Origin of the sequence: Nostoc punctiforme PCC 73102, assembly GCF_000020025.1 — a bacterium.
In the GTDB taxonomy this organism is placed as follows: domain Bacteria; phylum Cyanobacteriota; class Cyanobacteriia; order Cyanobacteriales; family Nostocaceae; genus Nostoc; species Nostoc punctiforme.
Window position 1 is genome coordinate 6,804,802 of the sequence record NC_010628.1, and the last position, 19,009, is coordinate 6,823,810.

At 41.1% G+C, this 19,009-nt stretch carries 16 protein-coding genes; 7 read left to right on the forward strand and 9 right to left on the reverse strand.

Annotation, left to right across the window (positions count from 1 at the left end; all coding sequences use genetic code 11):
- The first annotated feature begins 165 nt into the window (after window positions 1–165).
- A complete protein-coding gene (locus tag NPUN_RS27860; protein WP_012411756.1) occupies window positions 166–2,412 on the forward strand; it encodes a GumC family protein in 2,247 nt (748 codons plus the stop codon).
- Window positions 2,413–2,685: 273 nt separating this feature from the next.
- Here NPUN_RS27860 and NPUN_RS27865 read toward each other — a convergent pair whose 3' ends face one another.
- The 5 genes from NPUN_RS27865 to fabI all read right to left on the reverse strand — a co-directional run bounded on the left by NPUN_RS27865 (window position 2,686) and on the right by fabI (window position 9,731).
- Entirely contained in the window at window positions 2,686–4,068 is a 1,383-nt protein-coding gene (locus NPUN_RS27865; RefSeq protein ID WP_148220367.1) for a right-handed parallel beta-helix repeat-containing protein, read from the reverse strand.
- Window positions 4,069–5,048: 980 nt separating this feature from the next.
- A complete protein-coding gene (locus NPUN_RS27870) occupies window positions 5,049–6,518 on the reverse strand; it encodes a polysaccharide biosynthesis/export family protein (RefSeq protein ID WP_012411758.1) in 1,470 nt (489 codons plus the stop codon).
- Window positions 6,519–7,054: 536 nt separating this feature from the next.
- Window positions 7,055–8,038 carry an ABC transporter ATP-binding protein gene (locus NPUN_RS27875; protein WP_012411759.1) on the reverse strand — a complete coding sequence of 328 codons (984 nt, stop codon included), beginning with the start codon at window positions 8,036–8,038 and terminating at the stop codon, window positions 7,055–7,057.
- Window positions 8,039–8,178: 140 nt separating this feature from the next.
- On the reverse strand, window positions 8,179–8,820 hold the full coding sequence (gene hisB / locus NPUN_RS27880) for an imidazoleglycerol-phosphate dehydratase HisB (protein ID WP_012411760.1): 642 nt from the start codon (window positions 8,818–8,820) through the stop codon (window positions 8,179–8,181).
- Between the two features lie 134 nt (window positions 8,821–8,954).
- A complete protein-coding gene (gene fabI, locus NPUN_RS27885) occupies window positions 8,955–9,731 on the reverse strand; it encodes an enoyl-ACP reductase FabI (protein WP_012411761.1) in 777 nt (258 codons plus the stop codon).
- A 379-nt stretch (window positions 9,732–10,110) separates the two neighbouring features.
- Here fabI and ntcA point away from each other — a divergent pair, with 379 nt between their 5' ends.
- The 3 genes from ntcA (at window position 10,111) to NPUN_RS27900 (ending at window position 13,012) form a co-directional block, all read left to right on the forward strand.
- Complete coding sequence (gene ntcA / locus NPUN_RS27890; protein ID WP_010998529.1) at window positions 10,111–10,782, forward strand: global nitrogen regulator NtcA; 672 nt, start codon at window positions 10,111–10,113, stop codon at window positions 10,780–10,782.
- A 168-nt stretch (window positions 10,783–10,950) separates the two neighbouring features.
- Window positions 10,951–12,441, forward strand: a complete 1,491-nt coding sequence (locus NPUN_RS27895; protein ID WP_012411762.1) for a DUF3084 domain-containing protein — start codon at window positions 10,951–10,953, stop codon at window positions 12,439–12,441.
- Between the two features lie 115 nt (window positions 12,442–12,556).
- Window positions 12,557–13,012, forward strand: a complete 456-nt coding sequence (locus tag NPUN_RS27900; protein ID WP_012411763.1) for a RuvC family protein — start codon at window positions 12,557–12,559, stop codon at window positions 13,010–13,012.
- A gap of 107 nt (window positions 13,013–13,119) precedes the next feature.
- Here NPUN_RS27900 and NPUN_RS27905 read toward each other — a convergent pair whose 3' ends face one another.
- Complete coding sequence (locus NPUN_RS27905; protein ID WP_372726526.1) at window positions 13,120–13,389, reverse strand: DUF3146 family protein; 270 nt, start codon at window positions 13,387–13,389, stop codon at window positions 13,120–13,122.
- 305 nt (window positions 13,390–13,694) lie between these two features.
- Window positions 13,695–14,456 carry a hypothetical protein gene (locus NPUN_RS43680; protein ID WP_234710993.1) on the reverse strand — a complete coding sequence of 254 codons (762 nt, stop codon included), beginning with the start codon at window positions 14,454–14,456 and terminating at the stop codon, window positions 13,695–13,697.
- 159 nt (window positions 14,457–14,615) lie between these two features.
- Here NPUN_RS43680 and NPUN_RS27915 point away from each other — a divergent pair, with 159 nt between their 5' ends.
- The 3 genes from NPUN_RS27915 (at window position 14,616) to NPUN_RS27925 (ending at window position 17,112) form a co-directional block, all read left to right on the forward strand.
- Window positions 14,616–15,482, forward strand: coding sequence for an aldo/keto reductase (locus tag NPUN_RS27915; RefSeq protein ID WP_012411766.1), 867 nt, complete (start codon window positions 14,616–14,618; stop codon window positions 15,480–15,482).
- 389 nt (window positions 15,483–15,871) lie between these two features.
- Window positions 15,872–16,417 carry a photosystem II reaction center PsbP gene (gene psbP, locus NPUN_RS27920; protein ID WP_012411767.1) on the forward strand — a complete coding sequence of 182 codons (546 nt, stop codon included), beginning with the start codon at window positions 15,872–15,874 and terminating at the stop codon, window positions 16,415–16,417.
- 101 nt (window positions 16,418–16,518) lie between these two features.
- Entirely contained in the window at window positions 16,519–17,112 is a 594-nt protein-coding gene (locus NPUN_RS27925; protein ID WP_012411768.1) for a Maf family protein, read from the forward strand.
- 22 nt (window positions 17,113–17,134) lie between these two features.
- On the opposite strand, the gene dhaL is transcribed toward NPUN_RS27925, so the two are convergent.
- A complete protein-coding gene (gene dhaL, locus NPUN_RS27930) occupies window positions 17,135–17,782 on the reverse strand; it encodes a dihydroxyacetone kinase subunit DhaL (protein WP_012411769.1) in 648 nt (215 codons plus the stop codon).
- Between the two features lie 2 nt (window positions 17,783–17,784).
- On the reverse strand, window positions 17,785–18,855 hold the full coding sequence (dhaK, locus tag NPUN_RS27935) for a dihydroxyacetone kinase subunit DhaK (RefSeq protein ID WP_012411770.1): 1,071 nt from the start codon (window positions 18,853–18,855) through the stop codon (window positions 17,785–17,787).
- Window positions 18,856–19,009: the final 154 nt, after the last annotated feature.

A 19,009-nucleotide genomic window follows, 5' to 3' on the forward strand; every position in this document is an offset into this window, starting at 1 on the left:
ACCAAAGCTTATAGATGATTGCATCGCTTTGTAACTCAAACAGTCTATACTATTTATATGTCATCTTTTAAAAGAGTACTATTCTCATCAATAGCTACGCTTTGTATCTACTCTAAGTAGATAAATATTGAGTTTATCGCTTAAAACCTGTACTTTTGAAGATTTATGTCAGCAAAATCTACGGAATCTAGAGAATCTATTGATTTAGACCTTAGTCGTTATTTATTGATATTGAAACGATGGTGGCTACCTGCTACTGTGATATTTACAGCTACAGTTATTCTCAGTGCTATAGCTACACAGTTTATGAAGCCATCCTATGAGGCGGAAGGAAAACTATTATTTAGAATCCCTTCTTTTAAAGTAGTAGGATCTAATCTTTTGCCTACTAATACAGAAGGAGGAGATGCAGGAGATTTAAAATCGCTGCTAGCCACTCAAAATCCTATAAACACTCAGATAGAAGTTATTTCTTCCCCGACTTTATTGCAAAGGACAATAGATAAGCTACAACTAAAAGACCAAGAAGGTAAACCTCTAGAAGTAGAAAAGCTCCGAAAATCTTTGACTCTGAAAATTGTGAGTGCCACAGATGTATTGCGAATTAGCTATACCAGCCCTGACCCTGAGCAATCAGCAGCAGTGGTCAACACAATTATGAGTCTTTATTTAGATAATGATATTCTGACAAATCGCTCTGAGGCGGCAGCAACTCGTCAATTTATTGCCAAGCAGCTTCCTAAAACTCAAGAAGTTGTTAATAATACAGAAGTAGCACTACGTATATTTAAACAGAAGTATCAGATAGCTGATCTGTCAGAGGAGACAAAGTCAGCTGTTGCAACTATTGGAAATCTAGACAATGAGATGAATACTGTTAAGGCTCAGCTGGATGAGGTAAACGCCCAAACCAACGAACTGCGCCAGAAAGTAGAGCTAAATTCTCAAGAAGCGATCGCTGTGAGTGCCCTCAGTCAGTCACCGGCAGTGCAGGGAGTTCTTACACAACTTCAAGAAACTGAGCGACAGCTAGCAATTGAGCGTAGCCGTTTCCTAGATGACAACCCTGTAATTATTAACTTAGAAGCAAAGAAAGCTAGCTTAAAATCCCTCTTACAACAGCAAATTGGTCAGACTGTTGGCAATAAAACAGAAGTTTCACAGAACCTATTACAGATTGGAGGACTAAAACAAAACCTGATCCAAAATTTTCTACAGTCAGAAATACAGCGCATTGGTTTAGCTAAAAGACTCTCCTCTTTATACAACTCCCGTTCAATATACGAAAAGCGCGTTAAACTCATACCCCAGCTAGCACAAAATCAGAGGGAGTTAGAACGGAAAGCTGAAGTCGCAGAATCGACATATCAAACCCTATTGAAAAAGGTTCAAGAATTACAGTTAGTTGAGAATACAAATACAGCCAGCTCGCGGATTATTGCTCAGGCTATAGTGCCCGATAAGCCCGTAGAAAGCAAAAAAATTATTGTTTTAGTGCTAGGAGTAATGTTCGGTCTATTCTTGGCTACTACAACAGTCCTTGTTCTAGGTATGAGAGATAGATCTCTGAAAACACTTCAGGAAATCAGAGATATATTTAGATATACTTTGCTAGGAATTGTTCCTTTGTCTGTTAAAAAGATTCACTCCCGTTATTCAAATACAGAATCAATAAATCAAACAATTGCTGTTAGAGATACGCCTTACACTTTAACTAGCGAAATGTACAGAATGATTCAAGCTAATCTGAAATTCCTGAGTTCAGATAAAGTGCTAAAAACTATCGTGGTAACTAGCGCAGTTCCTAAAGAAGGCAAGTCTACAGTTTCAGCTAATTTGGCAACAGCGATCGCTCAATTAGGACGTCAAGTTTTACTAATCGATGCAGATATGCGAGTTCCTTCTCAGCATCATCTCTGGGAAGTAAGCAATGCAGATGGCTTGAGTGAAGTTCTTGTAGGTCAGACTGAATTTGATGTTGCTTTATCTAAAGTAATGGATAATCTTGATGTCTTAACTGCTGGCTCTAGACCTCCTAATCCACTTGCTTTACTTGACTCAAAGCGGATGGCATCGCTGATTGAAAGTTTCTCATCTCAATATAAATATGATTTTGTAATTATTGATGCTCCTCCCCTGCTTTTGGCAGCCGATGCTTTGACTATAAGCCAAATGACTGATGGGATTTTGTTAGTAGCTCGACCTGGGGTAATTGATTCTAACAGTGCATCTGCTGCTCAAGAAATTCTAGAGAGATCTAGTCACAACGTATTAGGTTTAGTTGTGAATGGTATCATTGATAAAAACGAATCTAGTAGCTATTTCAATCATGTTAAACAATACTTTACTTATCAAGATTTGACAAAAGAGGCAAAGCTACAAAAACGCATTCCAAATAAGACCTCTGTATAAATTAAATAAACAAATTGATATTTCCTCTTACCAGTTAATTGAATACCATAACTGGTAAGTAATCTTACAGGATTAATTACACAAAAACTTGGCTCAAATTCTTGCTAGTCAAAAATCAATAATTAATTCTGTTGGGATGCTTGTATCATATCTGTTTAATTTATTTAGCCAAATAATAAGTCTACCTGCGAAGGTAGACTTATTATTTGGTATAGTTGTTGTAGACTTCAGCCTGACAAAACTATGTCTAGATTGCAAGACATAATATTATGGTTACTGATATTCGTGTGCCCCAATATCATATCCAGCACCGACAGGACGAGGTTTACCAAAATAATCGTTATTCAAATTAGTCCACTTAAAACCATTATTGATGGCCCGACTCGTTCCTTTGATTCTAAAGTCACCACCTGAGGGATTTACAAACTGTGGATCTGCCATTATATCATTAGTCCCCACAGAATTTGCACGAGAACCATTGTTATTGTAGAGATTGTAGTTAAAAGTAGTGTTGGTACTTTTATTATTCGAGCTTATTGGTTTGTTAGGCGCAGAATAAAGGATGTTATTGATAACTTTGACATCACCAGAATAATTACTCATGATTTGCCCGTAATTAATTCCCTCTGTCTGGTTATTCAGATAAGTCGTGTTGTGGACAATGTCCACATGGTCGCTTGCATAAGTATGAATACCCGAACCACCATTTTTATATGAGATATTGTTGGCAATCAAAGTACGTCCTTTATAGCCATAATCTCGTCCCTTATCAACAATAATGCCATTACCATCTTGGTACTTTCCGTTGACAATCCAGGGAACGAACATTTGATTGTTGTAAACCTTGTTTCTGGTAACAATCATCTTGTAGCCCTGATTATTATCAGAATTCCAATTGCTGAGCATTGAAATGCCACTAGGACCGTATATTGAATACCAGGCATTATTGTATACCTCGTTATTATCCAGTGTCAGATAGTCTGATTCAATAGCTCCGATACCTCCACCTCCACAGTCATGTATCTTGTTGTTAAGAATACGTATGTGGTGGGGGCGACCACCTTTTCGCCCATCTATAGTGATGCAGTTTCCATTTGTCAAGGGATTGGATCGGTTATACCTCTGACTCAACGCATAACTACGGGTTATATTTGCATTGTTGCCTACAATCTCCAGCCCATTTATCTCAACATATGAGGCTCCCTTCTCAATTACAATTCCATGCCATCCATTGTGCTGAATTTTCGGTTTAGCTCCAGGATATGGCTTATAAGTGATCCATCCATTTGCCGTTCCAGAGCGTGAAATTACTAGTCCCGATCCATTCGCGCTGGTATTCTTGTATACTCCATCCATAAGCAGTACTGTAGTGCCAGGCCTAGTTAGGTCTGCTGCTCTTTGAATTGTCCTAAAGGCAGATGACGGAGTGAGTCCGCTATTTCTGTCGTTTCCGCTACCACTAACATAGTATGTTGTAGTTGTAACCTGGCTGATCAGCTTGCGACTTGGTAGTGGTGTAGTTTGATCGGTAGATAACTGACGAACATCTTTAACTAAAGACTCTGTTATTCTCTGTCCTTGAACCAGACCTGTTAATGCCCAGGGAAGTACAAGAGATGCACTTAAACTGAGAAAGCCTAAACCATGAATCATCATAGGGGAAAAATAGGGTATATTGCAAAAACTGAATCGTCAACGGTCAGTAACTCTAGCCTTGGTCAGTAAGTCAGTATTGGATACGGTCGTGTAACTGCCATTTGTAAGTTTATAAACGGTTTATCAGGTTTACACCTGAGCATTTCCACGTAAATATCGCTGAAATGCTTTTTTAGGTAGTGTTTTAAAAAATGGCAACTATCTGGTAAAAGTACTGAAAAAAAGTATCAGTATACAGAATCATCACATTAATGGACACTAACCAACGGTACAAATGACATCATTTCCAATTGGACATCATTCTACTGTGTATACGCGGTATCTGTAGTTAAGATAGTATATCTGTCATCAAACAGGTATTTGACTTAAATAATACTTATGATAATGATAATCACTAAAATAAGAAAATTCATATATAGAAAATGCTTCGTAGCATCTCTTTTCTAAAATATTCTCATTATCATAAGGAACCAGAGTGGCTAAAACAAATTTTTAAAAGGTATATCAATAGCAAATTAAGAATTTTCAGTGAGAGCTTTCGGTTTATAGAAGAATTTCCTAAGCAATAATATTTAGATGTCTCTAAAATAAAGTATAAAAATATACTGTTTGAGCAGCGATCGCAAAAGACAAGACAGTTCTGTACTCTAGTATTGTCTTATCCTGTGGTCAAATAAGAGTATCTGGAAAGCGTTGGGAAGAGGTGTATTTCATTTACTGGCAACTGCTGTAATTCAACTAATACTTACGTGTAAGAGATACTCGCTTTTTTTTAAGAGGGATCAGCTTTCTGGTTTTGAGTGCGTAAGTTAAGTTAATAAAAGAGGTGATTATTGTGGAGAACAGGTCAAGAGAGATGAATATTGCTCTCTTGCAAGGGAATACACTACAAGCAATCAATCTCTTTGACTATATAGATATTGTAATTTTGGGGACGGAGAAGTTTAAGCAACGCCCCCAATTCAAATCTGTATCTTAAACTAGAGTCCGAACAAGTTCAGAAGATTAAAGATAACACCAAGAGGTCCAGTTACAGTGTTTATGGTATCGCCAGTCTTAGCGGAACCAGATCGGTTGACTACTACAACATCATTATTGCGGAGTATGGGATTAGTTTGCTCATTAATCCCAGCGGAGAAATCCACTTTTACTATCCGTTTGGTGACAGAACCGTTAGGGTTGAGGCGAATCAAATCAACAGCACTGCTGCTAGCTCTGGCATCGTTGAATCCCCCAGCAGCGAGTATAGCTTGATTTAAAGAGCTATTTGGTTGAACGTCTGTTAATCCTGGTTTTTTAACTTCACCTACCACACCAACTTGAATACGTGTAGGAGACAAAGTAGTGGTAGCTAATTGAGTAGCTTCTGCGGGGTTAATTTCAGTTGCCGTCGGAATAACAATCGTATCTCCGTCTTGCACGATGATGTCTTGACTAGCGTCGCCACTCTGCAATAGTTGCCAAAGGTTAATATCTATAGCCTGTTCTGAGCCAGTTCTTGTAAGTCGACGTAGCCTGAGATTACGAACATCAGCCTGTCCTGTAATTCCCCCAGCTAGTTGAATAACCCGTGTCACATTTGGTAAACCATTGGGATTAGCAGTACCACTGTTAGTTGCTGCGCCCCCCTGAGCATCTGTACTGGCTGGGGTGACAAGATACGAACCGGGACGATTAACTTCACCGATAATTGTTACCGTGCGAGGCGTGGTTTGACTGGCGGCAAAATTAGATGCAAATATATTACGAGATTCTGCCACATTGAAGTTGGTTGCTGTTGGCACAACGATGGTGTCTCCATCACGCAAGGTAATATCCTGTGATAACCTGCCCGTTTGAATGAGTTCCTTCAAATTGACGTTAACGGCTTGCTCTGAAGAACGTCCTATTTTACGCCGTAATTGAACTTGAGTCACATCCGCAGCTAAGGTTACTCCCTGCGCTGTTGTCAATGCGGCTAATACAGTTGGGTATTGTACACCTGGATTGTTGCCTGCGCCTCCGCTCAAGCTAAGAGTGTAAGCTCCTGGACGTGTCACTTCTCCGGCAACGAAAACATTGATAGGACGAGGCGATAATAAATTGACCGAGATTAAGGGACGTTTGAGAAAGCGAGCATATCTTCTAGCAATTTCGTCAGCAGCCTGTTCAGTTGTTAGACCGAGGACTGACACGCTACCAATTAAAGGTAGGTTGATTGCTCCACCTGGGGGAACTTGGTATTCTCCTGTATATTCAGGTACTTCAAATACATTTACACGGATGAGATCGCCGCCTCCTAATGAATAATTAGTATCTAATTGTGTTTGTGTGCTTGGTGTTTGTGTCGTTGGTGGTAATGGTTGTCCCTGAGCTAGACTCGCAAATGGCACAGCGACATTGACAGCACTTAACAAAGCCACACCCACAACTGGCTGAGTTAGGAATTTAAACAAACTTGTGTTAAGCATATTTACCTGAGATTCTGAAACTACGATTAATAAAGTACTGTCTAAACATTTTTATTTTGACTATACCTAAGTATTCAAGTTCCCCAACACTCTTATTTTCCCCGAAAAGTGTAATTTTCCGGAGGAAATTTGTTTATTGAATTTGAATTTTTAGTGAAGTTAATTTAAAGTTGAGCAAACTTGAATCTGAGGATTCTCAAAAAATATGTGTCTTACGCAGATAAACAGAGTTTATATAAAAAATTGTCTGTTATGTAAAAAGGTACTTACCAATAACGCATTTCTACCAAAGTCAATTAAATGACACTTAAACTGTGATTCTAAATATTCTATTAGTAGTAATTTTTGCAAAAATTATGAACTCCATTATCGATTAACTACAAATAACCTTGAAAAAAGGTTGGAATTTAGTTTTTTGTGAGTTTGATTGAGCAAATAAAAACTCAAAAAAGCGGAAATTTAAGGTTATTTTGTAAAAAGATACCACGTATCTACGTTGCTCAAACAAATCTAGAATTGAGTATTTGGCAACGAAATTAATTAACTGAGTTATTTTTTCTTTGAATTTGTTGAATAAAAAACTCTTCTAGGGAGTAACGCGACAAGTTCATAGCAATAATTTTACCTTCCATCAGACGAACACTAGCGAGGAAATCATAGTAATCGTCTTGTAGTGTACCTTGCCAGGAACCATCAGGTTCAAATCTAAGAGTGGGTATCCATTTTTTGAGAATTTCCCAGTCACCACCTTGACCTTTTACATAATATGTGTGGTCTACGCCTAAAAGTTCATTAAGGGAACCAGAGCAAATTAGTTCACCTTGAGCAAGGATGGCAATGCGATCGCAAATCTGTTCTACTTCACTAAGAACGTGGCTATTGAAAAAAATCGTCTTACCAGCAGCTTTTAGCGCCAGGATAATTTCCCGCATTTGGTAACGTCCCACCGGATCGAGACCAGACATTGGTTCATCCAGAAAAACCAAATCTGGCTCGTTAATTAGCGCCTGTGCCATACCAACACGCTGTAGCATTCCTTTTGAATAGCGGCGTAAAAGCTTTTTGCGGGCATCAGCTTGGGATAAACCCACTAATTCCAGCAGTTGGGGAATGCGTTGGCGTTGGACACTTTGGGGAATTTGGAATAGTCCAGCAGCTAGCTGCAAAAATTCCCAGCCAGTGAGATAGTCATACAAATAAGGGTTTTCTGGCAGATAGCCGATATGTTGCTTAACACTGCGATCGCCTATAGGCTTATCCAATAACAATCCCCGTCCAGAAGTGGGATGAATAATTCCCAGCAATAATTTTAAAAGGGTGGTTTTACCAGCACCGTTTGGTCCTAGCAAACCAAAGGTTTCGCCTTTGTAAACCGTTAAAGAACAGTTTTTGAGAGATACGATTTTTTGATTTAGCCAAAAACCAGTGCGATAGACTTTTCGCAACTCAGAAGTTAGGACTACTGGCGGAGTGTCTGCCGTATTAAGTTGAGAATCAGGGTCATCTGTAACAGACTTCATCTTGGTTCAACCGCTAATTACCAGCTTGGTATTAATTACAAGTTACCTAGTAGGCTGATAATAACCATCACCAAGTTATGTGTCAATTATTGGGTATTGGAGATTAGAGGGGAAATAACTAATGCCCCTTTTGACTACTTTCAGAGAACGCCTTTAGAACTGGGAATTAGACCAGCACGACGGGGGTCAATCTCCACTGCTAGCCGTGTTGCTCTTGCAAAGGCTTTAAATGTTGCCTCTATAATGTGGTGGGAATTAATGCCATCCAGTTGCCGAATGTGGAGTGTCATTTGGCTATGGTTCACCAGTGCTACAAAGAATTCGCGCACAAGTTGAGTGTCATAGGTTCCTACACGCTGGGTAGGAATTTGCAAGCCGTAGCTGAGGTGAGGTCGTCCAGAAAAGTCTAGCGCTACTTGAACTAAAGCTTCATCCAATGGTGCAAGAAAATTACCAAAGCGGACAATACCTTTTCTGTCGCCTAGTGCTTGGTTGAAAGCTTGGCCTAAAGTAATGCCTACATCTTCGTTGGTGTGATGGTCATCAATTTCCAAGTCTCCCTTGGCTTGGACATCTATATCAATCAGCCCGTGGGAGGCAATTTGATGCAACATGTGATCCAAAAACGGAATGCCTGTTGCTGCCGTGCAAGTTCCTCTACCATCGAGATTGATGGTAACTTGTACATCAGTTTCACCAGTAGTACGGTGAACAGTGGCAATCCGAGGGTTTTTAGTTGACTGGTCGTAGTTTGAATTAACTTGGCGATTGGTTGTTTGCATGGGGAATAGGGAATGGGGAACTTGTACTGAGCGCAGTCGTTGGCGCAGCCTCTCGTAGAGAAGTATGGGGAATGGGGAGTGGGCAAGAATAATTCTTCACTTAACTACCCCTACTCCTCACTCCCCAAATTATCTTACATTCCCATAATTTCATATCCTGCATCTACATATAGAACTTGTCCGGTAATACCACTGGACAAATCACTACATAAGAAAGCGGCAGTATTACCCACTTCTAGCTGAGTGACAGTACGGCGCAGGGGAGCTACTTCTTCGACATGATGGATCATATCCAAAATTCCACCAACTGCTGAAGATGCTAAGGTGCGGATGGGGCCTGCGGAGATGGCATTGACGCGGATATTTTGCGGTCCTAGTTCAGCAGCTAGGTAACGCACACTCATTTCTAACCCTGCTTTCGCAACTCCCATAACGTTGTAGTTAGGAATTGCTCTGACACCGCCTAAATATGTCAGCGTGACGATACTACCTCCCTCAGTCATCAAAGGTTTCGCTGCACCACTTAACTGCACCAGCGAGTAGGTACTGATTTCTAAGGCAGTGCTGAAGCCAGAACGAGAAGTTTGGCTAAAGTCTCCACTTAAATCGTCTTTACTGGCAAAGGCCAGACAATGGATGAGAATGTCTAGCTTCCCCCATTGCTCACGAATTGTCTCAAAGGTAAATTGAATCTGTTCCTCATCTTGGACATTACAAGGAAGAAATAAGCTTGGGTTGAGGGGTTCTACCAACTCCGCAACTTTTTTCTCCATTTTGCCGCGTTCATCCGGTAGGTAGGTAATACCCAGGTTTGCTCCGGCTTTATGCAGCTGTTGGGCGATGCCCCAGGCGATCGAGCGGTTATTGGCAATACCTGTAACAAGAGCATTTTTTCCAGTCAGATTCAGCATAGAAATTGTTAATGCGATCGATCATTAGGAGCATACTAGAATCTGAGGCACGTTTGTCTTTGTTTTATACAGGATTTGCAAAAATGAATATTGAGAAGGGCGTTTGCTATGACAAAAATCTTGATTTTTCCTAAAGATTTTCTCAAGATATCTTTATTTGTTCTTTAAAAAACCCTTTTTAATACAGTTATTGGAACTACTTATCAACAATTAGTAGCTGAAAGGATCAACAATTATGTATCATTATAAACAAACAGTTATGAAGCGATTAGTTTGAGTATAGGAAAGTACAGAAAGGTTGACGGTGCTTTATTCATTTTTCGGGTGTATTCTTAGGTAATCAGTTTTTGTTTTTCCGGCATTGGGTAGGGGAAGGGAGATGATCGTGACACAAGATAAAGCCCTAGCAAATGTATTTCGTCAGATGGCGACCGGGGCGTTTCCGCCAGTTGTGGAAACGTTTGAACGCAATAAAACGATCTTTTTTCCTGGCGATCCTGCCGAACGAGTTTATTTTCTTTTGAAAGGTGCTGTTAAACTTTCTAGGGTGTACGAGGCAGGAGAGGAAATAACAGTAGCATTGCTTCGGGAAAATAGTGTTTTTGGTGTTTTGTCATTGCTGACAGGAAATAAGTCGGATAGGTTTTACCATGCGGTTGCATTTACCCCTGTGGAATTACTGTCAGCCCCAATTGAACAAGTAGAGCAAGCACTCAAAGAAAATCCAGAATTATCAATGTTAATGCTGCGGGGTCTATCTTCGCGCATTCTACAAACAGAGATGATGATTGAAACTCTCGCTCACCGAGATATGGGTTCTAGGTTGGTGAGTTTTTTATTAATTCTTTGTCGAGATTTTGGCGTTCCTTGTGCTGATGGGATCACTATCGATCTGAAGTTATCTCATCAGGCGATCGCAGAAGCAATTGGTTCAACTCGTGTTACCGTTACTAGGCTACTAGGGGATTTGCGTGAGAAAAAGATGATTTCTATCCACAAAAAGAAGATTACCGTGCATAAACCTGTTACCTTAAGTAGGCAATTCACATAAAATCAATCGGAGAAAGGGGAATCGGCGCGTGTTCTATTTTGAAAGATGACACTAATAGCTAGAGGTAAATCTAAAATTGAATAATTTCAGCTATTGCCAACTTCCACTTCTCCGCAGACAATGCTTAAAAGTAGTAGGCTGTATCTGGAAGGATTTCGGTAGCTAAAGATGACCACCGGATACATCCTCATCGCAGCAATTTTAATCTTGGGAGGCGTAATTGCAACCGTGGGCGATCGCATCGGCACACGAGTTGGCAAAGCCCGCCTCTCACTTTTTAAGCTTCGTCCGAAAAATACTGCCGTAGTGGTAACTATTTTTACGGGCGGTTTGATTTCAGCATCAACATTAGGAATTTTATTCGCTGCCGATGAAGGTTTGCGAAAGGGAGTCTTTGAATTAGAAGATATTCAAACAGACCTCAGACAGAAGCGAGAACAGCTAAAAACCGCAGAAACTCAGAAAAGTCAGGTAGAAAGTGAGCTAAATCAAGCAAGAATTGCCCAAGCAAAAGCACAACAAGACTTACAGGCAATTAATCAGTCTTTACAAGCAGCGAATGCCAAACAACTCCAAACACAAGCTCAGTTGAACCGCACCATTAGTCAACAAGCCCAAACTCAAACTCAACTCCAACGCACTCAAGGTCAGTTAGGACAAGTTGTAACTCAGTACCAAAAAGCCATAGCTGAGTTGCAAAGCGTTTCCAATCAAAGAAAAGAGCTACAGGCGGCAGTTGAACTACTGAAGACAGAACGACAACGACTGTACGCTGAAGCGAAAAAAGCGATTGACGAAGCCAAAACAGCTATTGAAAAACGCGATCGCGAACTGGCTAACCGTCAAGAAGCCATAGAACAACGCGATAAAAAAATTGGCCAACTCGATCAATTGATTCAAAAGCGTAATGTAGAAGTTGCAGCACGAGAGCAAGTGATTGCCAAACGGGAATCGCGCCTCAAAGAATTGGAAGCACAACAAGAGCAACTAGAACTGGAAGTTGCCAGGCTGGAAAAATATTATCAGTCTTACCGCGACCTGCGTCTAGGTAAGCTGGCCTTAATTCGCGGTCAAGTTCTGTCTGCTGCTGTCATTCGTGTTACCCAACCTGCTGCTGCTCATCAGGCAGTGGTACAACTTTTACAAGAAGCAAATCGCAACGCCAACCTGGAATTAAGTGAGCCTGGGGCAAATCCTGCAAATGTAGAGCTACTGCGCGTGACTCAGGATAGGGTTGACCAATTGAGCAAGCAGATTAGCGATGGTCAAGAATATGTGGTGCGAATTTTCTCGGCTGGTAATTACGTCAGGGGAGAAAAACAGATAGAGTTTTTCGCCGATACAGCGCGAAATCAATTGGTTTTTTCAGGAGGTGCAGTGCTAGCAACAACTAGTGCCGATTCCAAAACCATGACATCCTATCAGTTACAGCAACGGCTGGAAATACTAATTTCTGCTTCTCAATTTCGTGCCCGTAATGCCGGAATTGTCGAAAATGTGCAAGTAGACGGGACTTTCTTGCGCTTTGTCGCCCAATTAAGACAGTACAATCAACCCTTAGAAATCAAAGCGATCGCAGCAGAGGACACTTATACAGCCGGGCCATTGAGAGTAAAATTAGTGGCAATAGTCAACGGAAAAATTATTTTTAGTACTTAAAACATTATTTGCACACTGTTATTAGTAAGATTTAAACATATTCAACAGCAGTCAAAATAGTTGCTGTGATTGCATTTATTGATTTCTTATTCTTAATTTTTATTTTTAATTTCTTATGACTTCCCGTGAATTTTCACCAACACAACCAGTCATATTAGGGTTTGATCCAGGTCGAGATAAGTGTGGTTTAGCGGTGATGGGACTGGATCGGCAATTGTATTATCATCAGGTTGTGCTAGCAAAAGAGGCGATCGCTACCATTGAAACACTACGTCAAAAGTTTCCGATCTCCTTGATGGTGATGGGCGACCAAACTACAGCCAAGCAGTGGAGGGAAAAATTATATCAGGAATTGACAGAACCTCTGAGTATTATTTTAGTGGATGAGCGGTATACAACCTTAGAAGCACGCGATCGCTATTGGCAAATGTTCCCACCCAAAGGGCTAACAAAGCTATTGCCACAAGGCCTACGACAGCCTCCAAGACCGATAGATGACATTGTTGCCATTCTCTTAATCGAAAGATACTTAAACCGCCTCACAGAATCAACACTCAGCAGTCAAGAGTGAGGAATTACATAATTAACTCCTGTACAGACGCGATTAATGAGCCAGCGCGTTGCGGGGGTTCCCCCCGTTGTAGCGACTGGTGTCGCGTCTCCCTTAACTCCTAACTTTTAAAGTTCCGCCCGAATAGTAAAAGCATAATCTCCTCCAGGCTCTAGCTGATAATCTTGTTGCTCCAAAAATCGACCAAGGGGTTCTTTGATTAAAGCGCGGCCTTGGGAAGGCTTGACGGCAAGTTCTCCCCGGCGAAAATGCCACTGGAAATGCCACTCAAACTCACCTGCACTCACTTCACCCTCAAGGAAGCCGTGTTGCCAAGATTGGCGGGTGATTCTGACATGGGCAATGGTTTCTGGCAGTCGTCTTTTAGCACTCACAATGCTTTATGTCAAGTGTAGAATAACAGCCGATCGTGTAGGCTTCTTATTTTATGTACCAAAAATAGCCTAAATAGACAAACTGACAAAGTGAGTATTTTTAGTTGAGTAAGAATGGTACTAATCGAGAATGCTGCATGTAAAATTTCAGTTAAAAGTGACTCAAGCCTCCTTAAGCTAAGCGTTTCGTGTCCATATAGCAAATCCTAAATCATTTGTGATGGACAATATCCCCAGCTTCCTAAATAAGTCAGCGATCTATGACTTCAGTCTATGGGCATAGTGGTAAGTAGTGGAGATAGTTTTTATTAAAGTTTTAGAAATAAGAGTATCCTAGAAACTGCATATCTAACGCTTCTTTCATCAGTATATTGTGGATTGATTGGGATTTCTTTGAAAGATTTCAGTACAATTACAGCCCGATAAAGCTTAGAGTATTTATATTGCTTTTCTTGGATGTCAAAACACAGAATATTTTCTAGTGGATGTTCAATAACTTGATTGCCACGAAGACTTTTACGTTCGATAAAGACCTTATCGATACTCTTATAGAAGGTGCAGGTAGTTACAGGTGATGTTGCAAAAAAAGCAGCGATCGCCATGATAATTAATATAGATAAACTTAAGAAAAATAGATAGTTTCGCTGATTTTGCTGTACAAATAGCGAAGTTTTATTAGAGTTGATAAAATCGTTTGTTTTCAAGGTAAATTCTTGATTTTGTTCATAGCTAAGATGGGATAAAAGAGGAAAATCTTGAAATGGAGTCACAATTATAACCTGATAGCTTTTCGACCCTTTGCTGCCAGTCTTTGTGAGAATGTATGCTTCACTGGGATCAAACATTCTGAGTTTCTCCATCCTTCCCAGCAAATTAAACCGTCTCAATTCACAATTAATTTTGCTTGGCGAGAGGCGATCGCAATTGAGGCTAACTGAAGCAGACTCAAAAAATAAGCAGTAAATCAAGAAGCTTAAACAGACAGTAAAAATGCACCACCCAATGAACCAATATCTGAGTGGCCGATGCTTTAGCTGCAATCTGGTACGGGTTTCCTCTACAATTTTCATCAGTGCTTGTGTATAGAATACTTAACCCCTGAGTAGAGTATTCCCTTAGTAGCCCATTCACTTATCACCAAATCTAAGTACTAGGGAGGATTTATGATAAATCGCTCAAAAAGCTTTGACTAGCTGGGATAATTGGGGCAGAAAGCTATAGCTAGAAGTATGGAAACCAAACAGCTAGGAAAAACAGGTGTCATCGTAAGTGCGATCGGTTTGGGCGGTATGCCCATGTCAATCTCTAATCGCCCTCCCGAATCGCAATCAGTCGAAGTTATTCATCGGGCTTTGGATTTGGGTATTACATTTGTTGATACCGCCGATTCTTACTGCAAAGATGAGTCAGAAAAACACCACAACGAGCGACTAATTCATAAGGCACTTACTAGTTATAAAGGCGATGTTAGCCAAATAATTGTGGCAACTAAGGGCGGTTTGATGCGTCCCGATGGCAACTGGACAAGCAACGGTAACCCAGAACATTTGCGCGAAACAATTCGAGTCAGTTTTGAGGCGTTAGGTGGTGCCAAACCCATCGATGTTTGGCAGTACCATTCGCCCGATAGTAAGTACACCATTGAAGAATCTCTTGCGCCAGTGAAAGAAGCAGTGGAGGCAGGTTTGATTAGGTTTGTGGGAGTTTCTAACTTTTCCGTTGAACAAATTAAGCGGGCGCAAGATGTAGTAGATATTGTCTCGGTGCAGAATCAATACAGTCCTTGGCAACGACAGCCAGAAAAGGACGGCGTATTGAAGTATTGCGAACAGCAAGAATTGACGTTTTTGCCTTGGAGTCCCTTTGGTGGTAGACGTCGCCATCAAGATTTACAAGATATTCCAGCGATCGCTAACTTAGCTAAAGAAAAAGGCGTGTCAGTGTATAATATCGTTCTAGCGTGGTTACGCTCCAAATCGCCCGCTATTTTGCCAATTCCTGGTGCTAGCAAGGTTTACAGCATCGAAGACTCAGTACAAGCTATCAATGTGAAATTATCTGAAGAAGAAGTACAAAAAATTGATCGCGCAACTTAATAATTTCACTAGCTAACTTAAGTAAGTGAACGTAAATAATTGTCGTTGGGATAAGGCAATATGCAACAGGAAATAGGCAATAGGTATAAGGATTTTAGCCTAGTTCATTTTTCTTTACATAGTTTGGTTTTATTGTGCCAACTTACTTATATTTAGTAAAAGTTGTTAAAGATTTGCGCTCACTTTTAGTTAGGTTAAGACAGCGTAATAACTTACTATTCAGGTATTTGATGAAATAAGGGATATGTAAAGAAACAGTCTTTCCAAAAACAGGCGATCGCTTAAGCAACCCCGAAACGCTTCATCCGAAGCGTCCCGCTTGGTGGGAGAATAAAAACGATAAATGATGCAAACCTGGTGTTGTCCCCAGCCCAAAGGAACTCGTATAAATGTGGAAAAGAATTGTATTAATTTTGCTATTGGTGTTGAGTTTCAGCCTGAGTAATTCTGATATAGCGGCTGCGGCTGGACTCAAAAGCTTTGTAGACACTAGTGATGGCTATCAGTTTTTATATCCTAACGGCTGGCTGCAAGTTAAAGTTGCCAACGGGCCAGATGTGGTTTTCCACGATTTGATTGAGGTATCTGAAAACGTTTCTGTTGTCATTAGCCCAGTTCCAGAAGGCAAAACTTTATCAGAATTGGGAACCCCAACAGAAGTAGGATATAAGTTGGGAAAAGCTGCTCTTGCGCCTCCTGACTCTGGTCGTTCGGCTGAATTAGTCAATGCCGCACAACGAGAAGTAGACGGTAAAACCTACTACCTTTTAGAGTATGAGGTTAAACTTCCCAATAAACAGCAACGGCATAACATCGCCAGCGTGGCTGTTAGCCGTGGCAAACTTTTTACCCTCAACGCCTCAATTCCTGAAAAACGCTGGCAGAGAGTTAAAGGAATGATTGATGAGGTTGTAAATTCTTTTTCTGTCTATTAATAGGGAATAGGGAATAGGGAATGGGGAATGGGGGATAGAAAAGAAATTTAATCACCAATGCCCCATGCCCCGTACCCAATTAACAAGCTTTTATAAATCTCATGAAAATTCCACCTTTTGTACTTGCCTCAGCTTCCCCAGCTCGTCGCCGCTTGTTGGAAACTGTTGGTATTGAACCGATAGTTCGAGCCAGTGACTTTGACGAGTCGCAAATCCAATTAAGTGAACCAGCAGAATTGGTCAAAACTCTTGCCCAATGTAAGGCGGAAACTGTAGCCCCGCAGTTTGAATCAGCTTTGATTATGGGTTGTGATTCAGTTTTGTCCATGAATGGTGAAATTCACGGCAAACCAGCAGACACTTCTGAAGCGATCGCCCGTTGGCAGATAATGCAGGGTAACTTTGGCGACTTGTATACAGGTCACGCCTTAATAGACCTTGAGCAAAACCGCACTATAGTCAAGTCTCAAGTTACAAGAGTTTACTTTGCTCAAATGAGCGATCGCGCAATTCTTGCTTATGTTGCCACAGGTGAGCCCCTCAAGTGTGCTGGAGCCTTTGCCATTGAAGGTTTTGGCAGTTTCTTTGTTGAAAAAATTGAAGGCTGTCACAGCAATGTAATAGGACTCAGTTTACCCCTGCTCCGGCACATATTAGCGGAACTAGGATACGATGTCACTGATTTTTGGCAATAGTGATTATGGGGCTCGTTAATTTTCAGTGGTCAGTTGTTTGGCTATTTTCCAACACCTCTAACAAACTTTTCAACATTAAATAAGCAGAAGTCCCTCCTGGATCTTGATGTCCGATACTTCTTTCCCCCAGATAGCTAGCCCGTCCTTTTTTGGCCTGCATAGGTATAGTTTCTTGTAACCCCTTTTGGGCTATTGCTACAGCCTGTTGCATCGCTTCCAGCGTTCCCTTACTTTCTCCTACAGCCTGCCCAAAAGCGGTTACAGCTGGAGATAGCACATCTACCATTGTTTTGTCTCCTAGTTGCGCTTTGCCACGTTGCAGCACGCCGTCTAAGCCTGCCTGGAGTAGCCCCAACACATCTTGTTCTGTTAATTCTTGCTTATCTACTACTGCTGTACTAGCTCGTAAAAACCAGGTTCCATAAAGAGGGCCACTAGCACCGCCAATGGAAGAAATCAAGGTCATACTCACAGCTTTGAGAATGTTGCTGATGTCCTTGTCTGTAAGAGTTGGTAACAGAATACTTACCTTTTTGAAGCCGCGATCCATATTTATACCGTGGTCAGCATCTCCGATCGCAGCATCTAATTCTGTCAAATAGGTTTTATTCTGCTCTATCTCAGTTGCATAAGCCTGCAACCATTGTAATATCTGCGCCTGACTCAACATAATTAGTCCCACCGCCAACTTGGTGTTTTGACTGGTGCATCCCATAACCGGATCGTTTCATCATCTAATTTCAGCAGGGTAATTGAGCAACCTTGCATTTCTAGAGATGTAATATAAGGGCCGATTAAGTTTCGCACAATTTGCAATCCTTGCTGTTCGCAGATTTGGGCGAGTTTGCGGTAAACAATATACAGTTCGGAAACCGGAGTTCCACCCATACTATTGACGAAAGCTAATAAGCGATCGCCTTTGGTAAATGGAAGATTTGTTAGTTCTACATCTACCCATTCTCCTTTGTCTTCATCCCACTCGCGCAGTGTGCGGCTGTATGCTGCATCTTCAAGGAGCGATCGCGTTAAAATTTCGGTAATCTCATCTACTGCTTTGATAGCTGTACGTTCTATTCCTGGTTCACCGTGGATACCGATACCTAATTCGATTTCGCGATCGCTCAATTCAAATGTCGGTGTTCCATTAGCTGGCACTGTACAAGATGTTAAAGCAATTCCCATACTCCGCCCATTCAGATTAACTCGGCGACATAAATTTGCTATTTGTGGCAAATCATACCCTGCCTCAGCCGCCGCGCCACAAATTTTTTCCGCTAGTATTGTTGTTCCTACACCCCGCCGTCCTTGGGTATAGAGGCTATCCTTCACTGCTACATCATCATCAATCAAAATATTTAGCGATCGAATGCCTTCACTACGGGCTAACTCTGTTGCCATCTCAAAGTTCATGACATCGCCACTGTAATTTTTGACGATGTAAAGGATACCAGAGCCTCCATCTACAAGCTTTGCTGCTTCTAGCATTTGGTCAGGAGTCGGTGAAGTGAAAACCTCACCAGGACAAGCTGCATCAAGCATTCCTTTGCCCACGAAGCCAGCGTGCATTGGTTCATGTCCACTGCCACCACCTGAAATAATTGCTACTTTACCCGGAATAGGTGCATTGGCTCGATAGACAAAAGCTGGATCGTAGTTTACTTTAATTAAATCGGAATGAGCCGCCGCCATACCTTCTAGACTTTCTCGCACAAAGTCTTCCGGCTTGTTGATCAGCTTTTTCATAATCCGTGTTTGGTTAAAAGGTTGCTAAAACTCAGGTTATAGCGCTTCTCGTTTCTATGCAATAGAGTCTGACCTCTATCTAAATCTCTCTTCTAGAAAGCTACGGTATTGCATAAGCATTGCAAGTTGATGCATAGGCATTGCAGGTTGATGC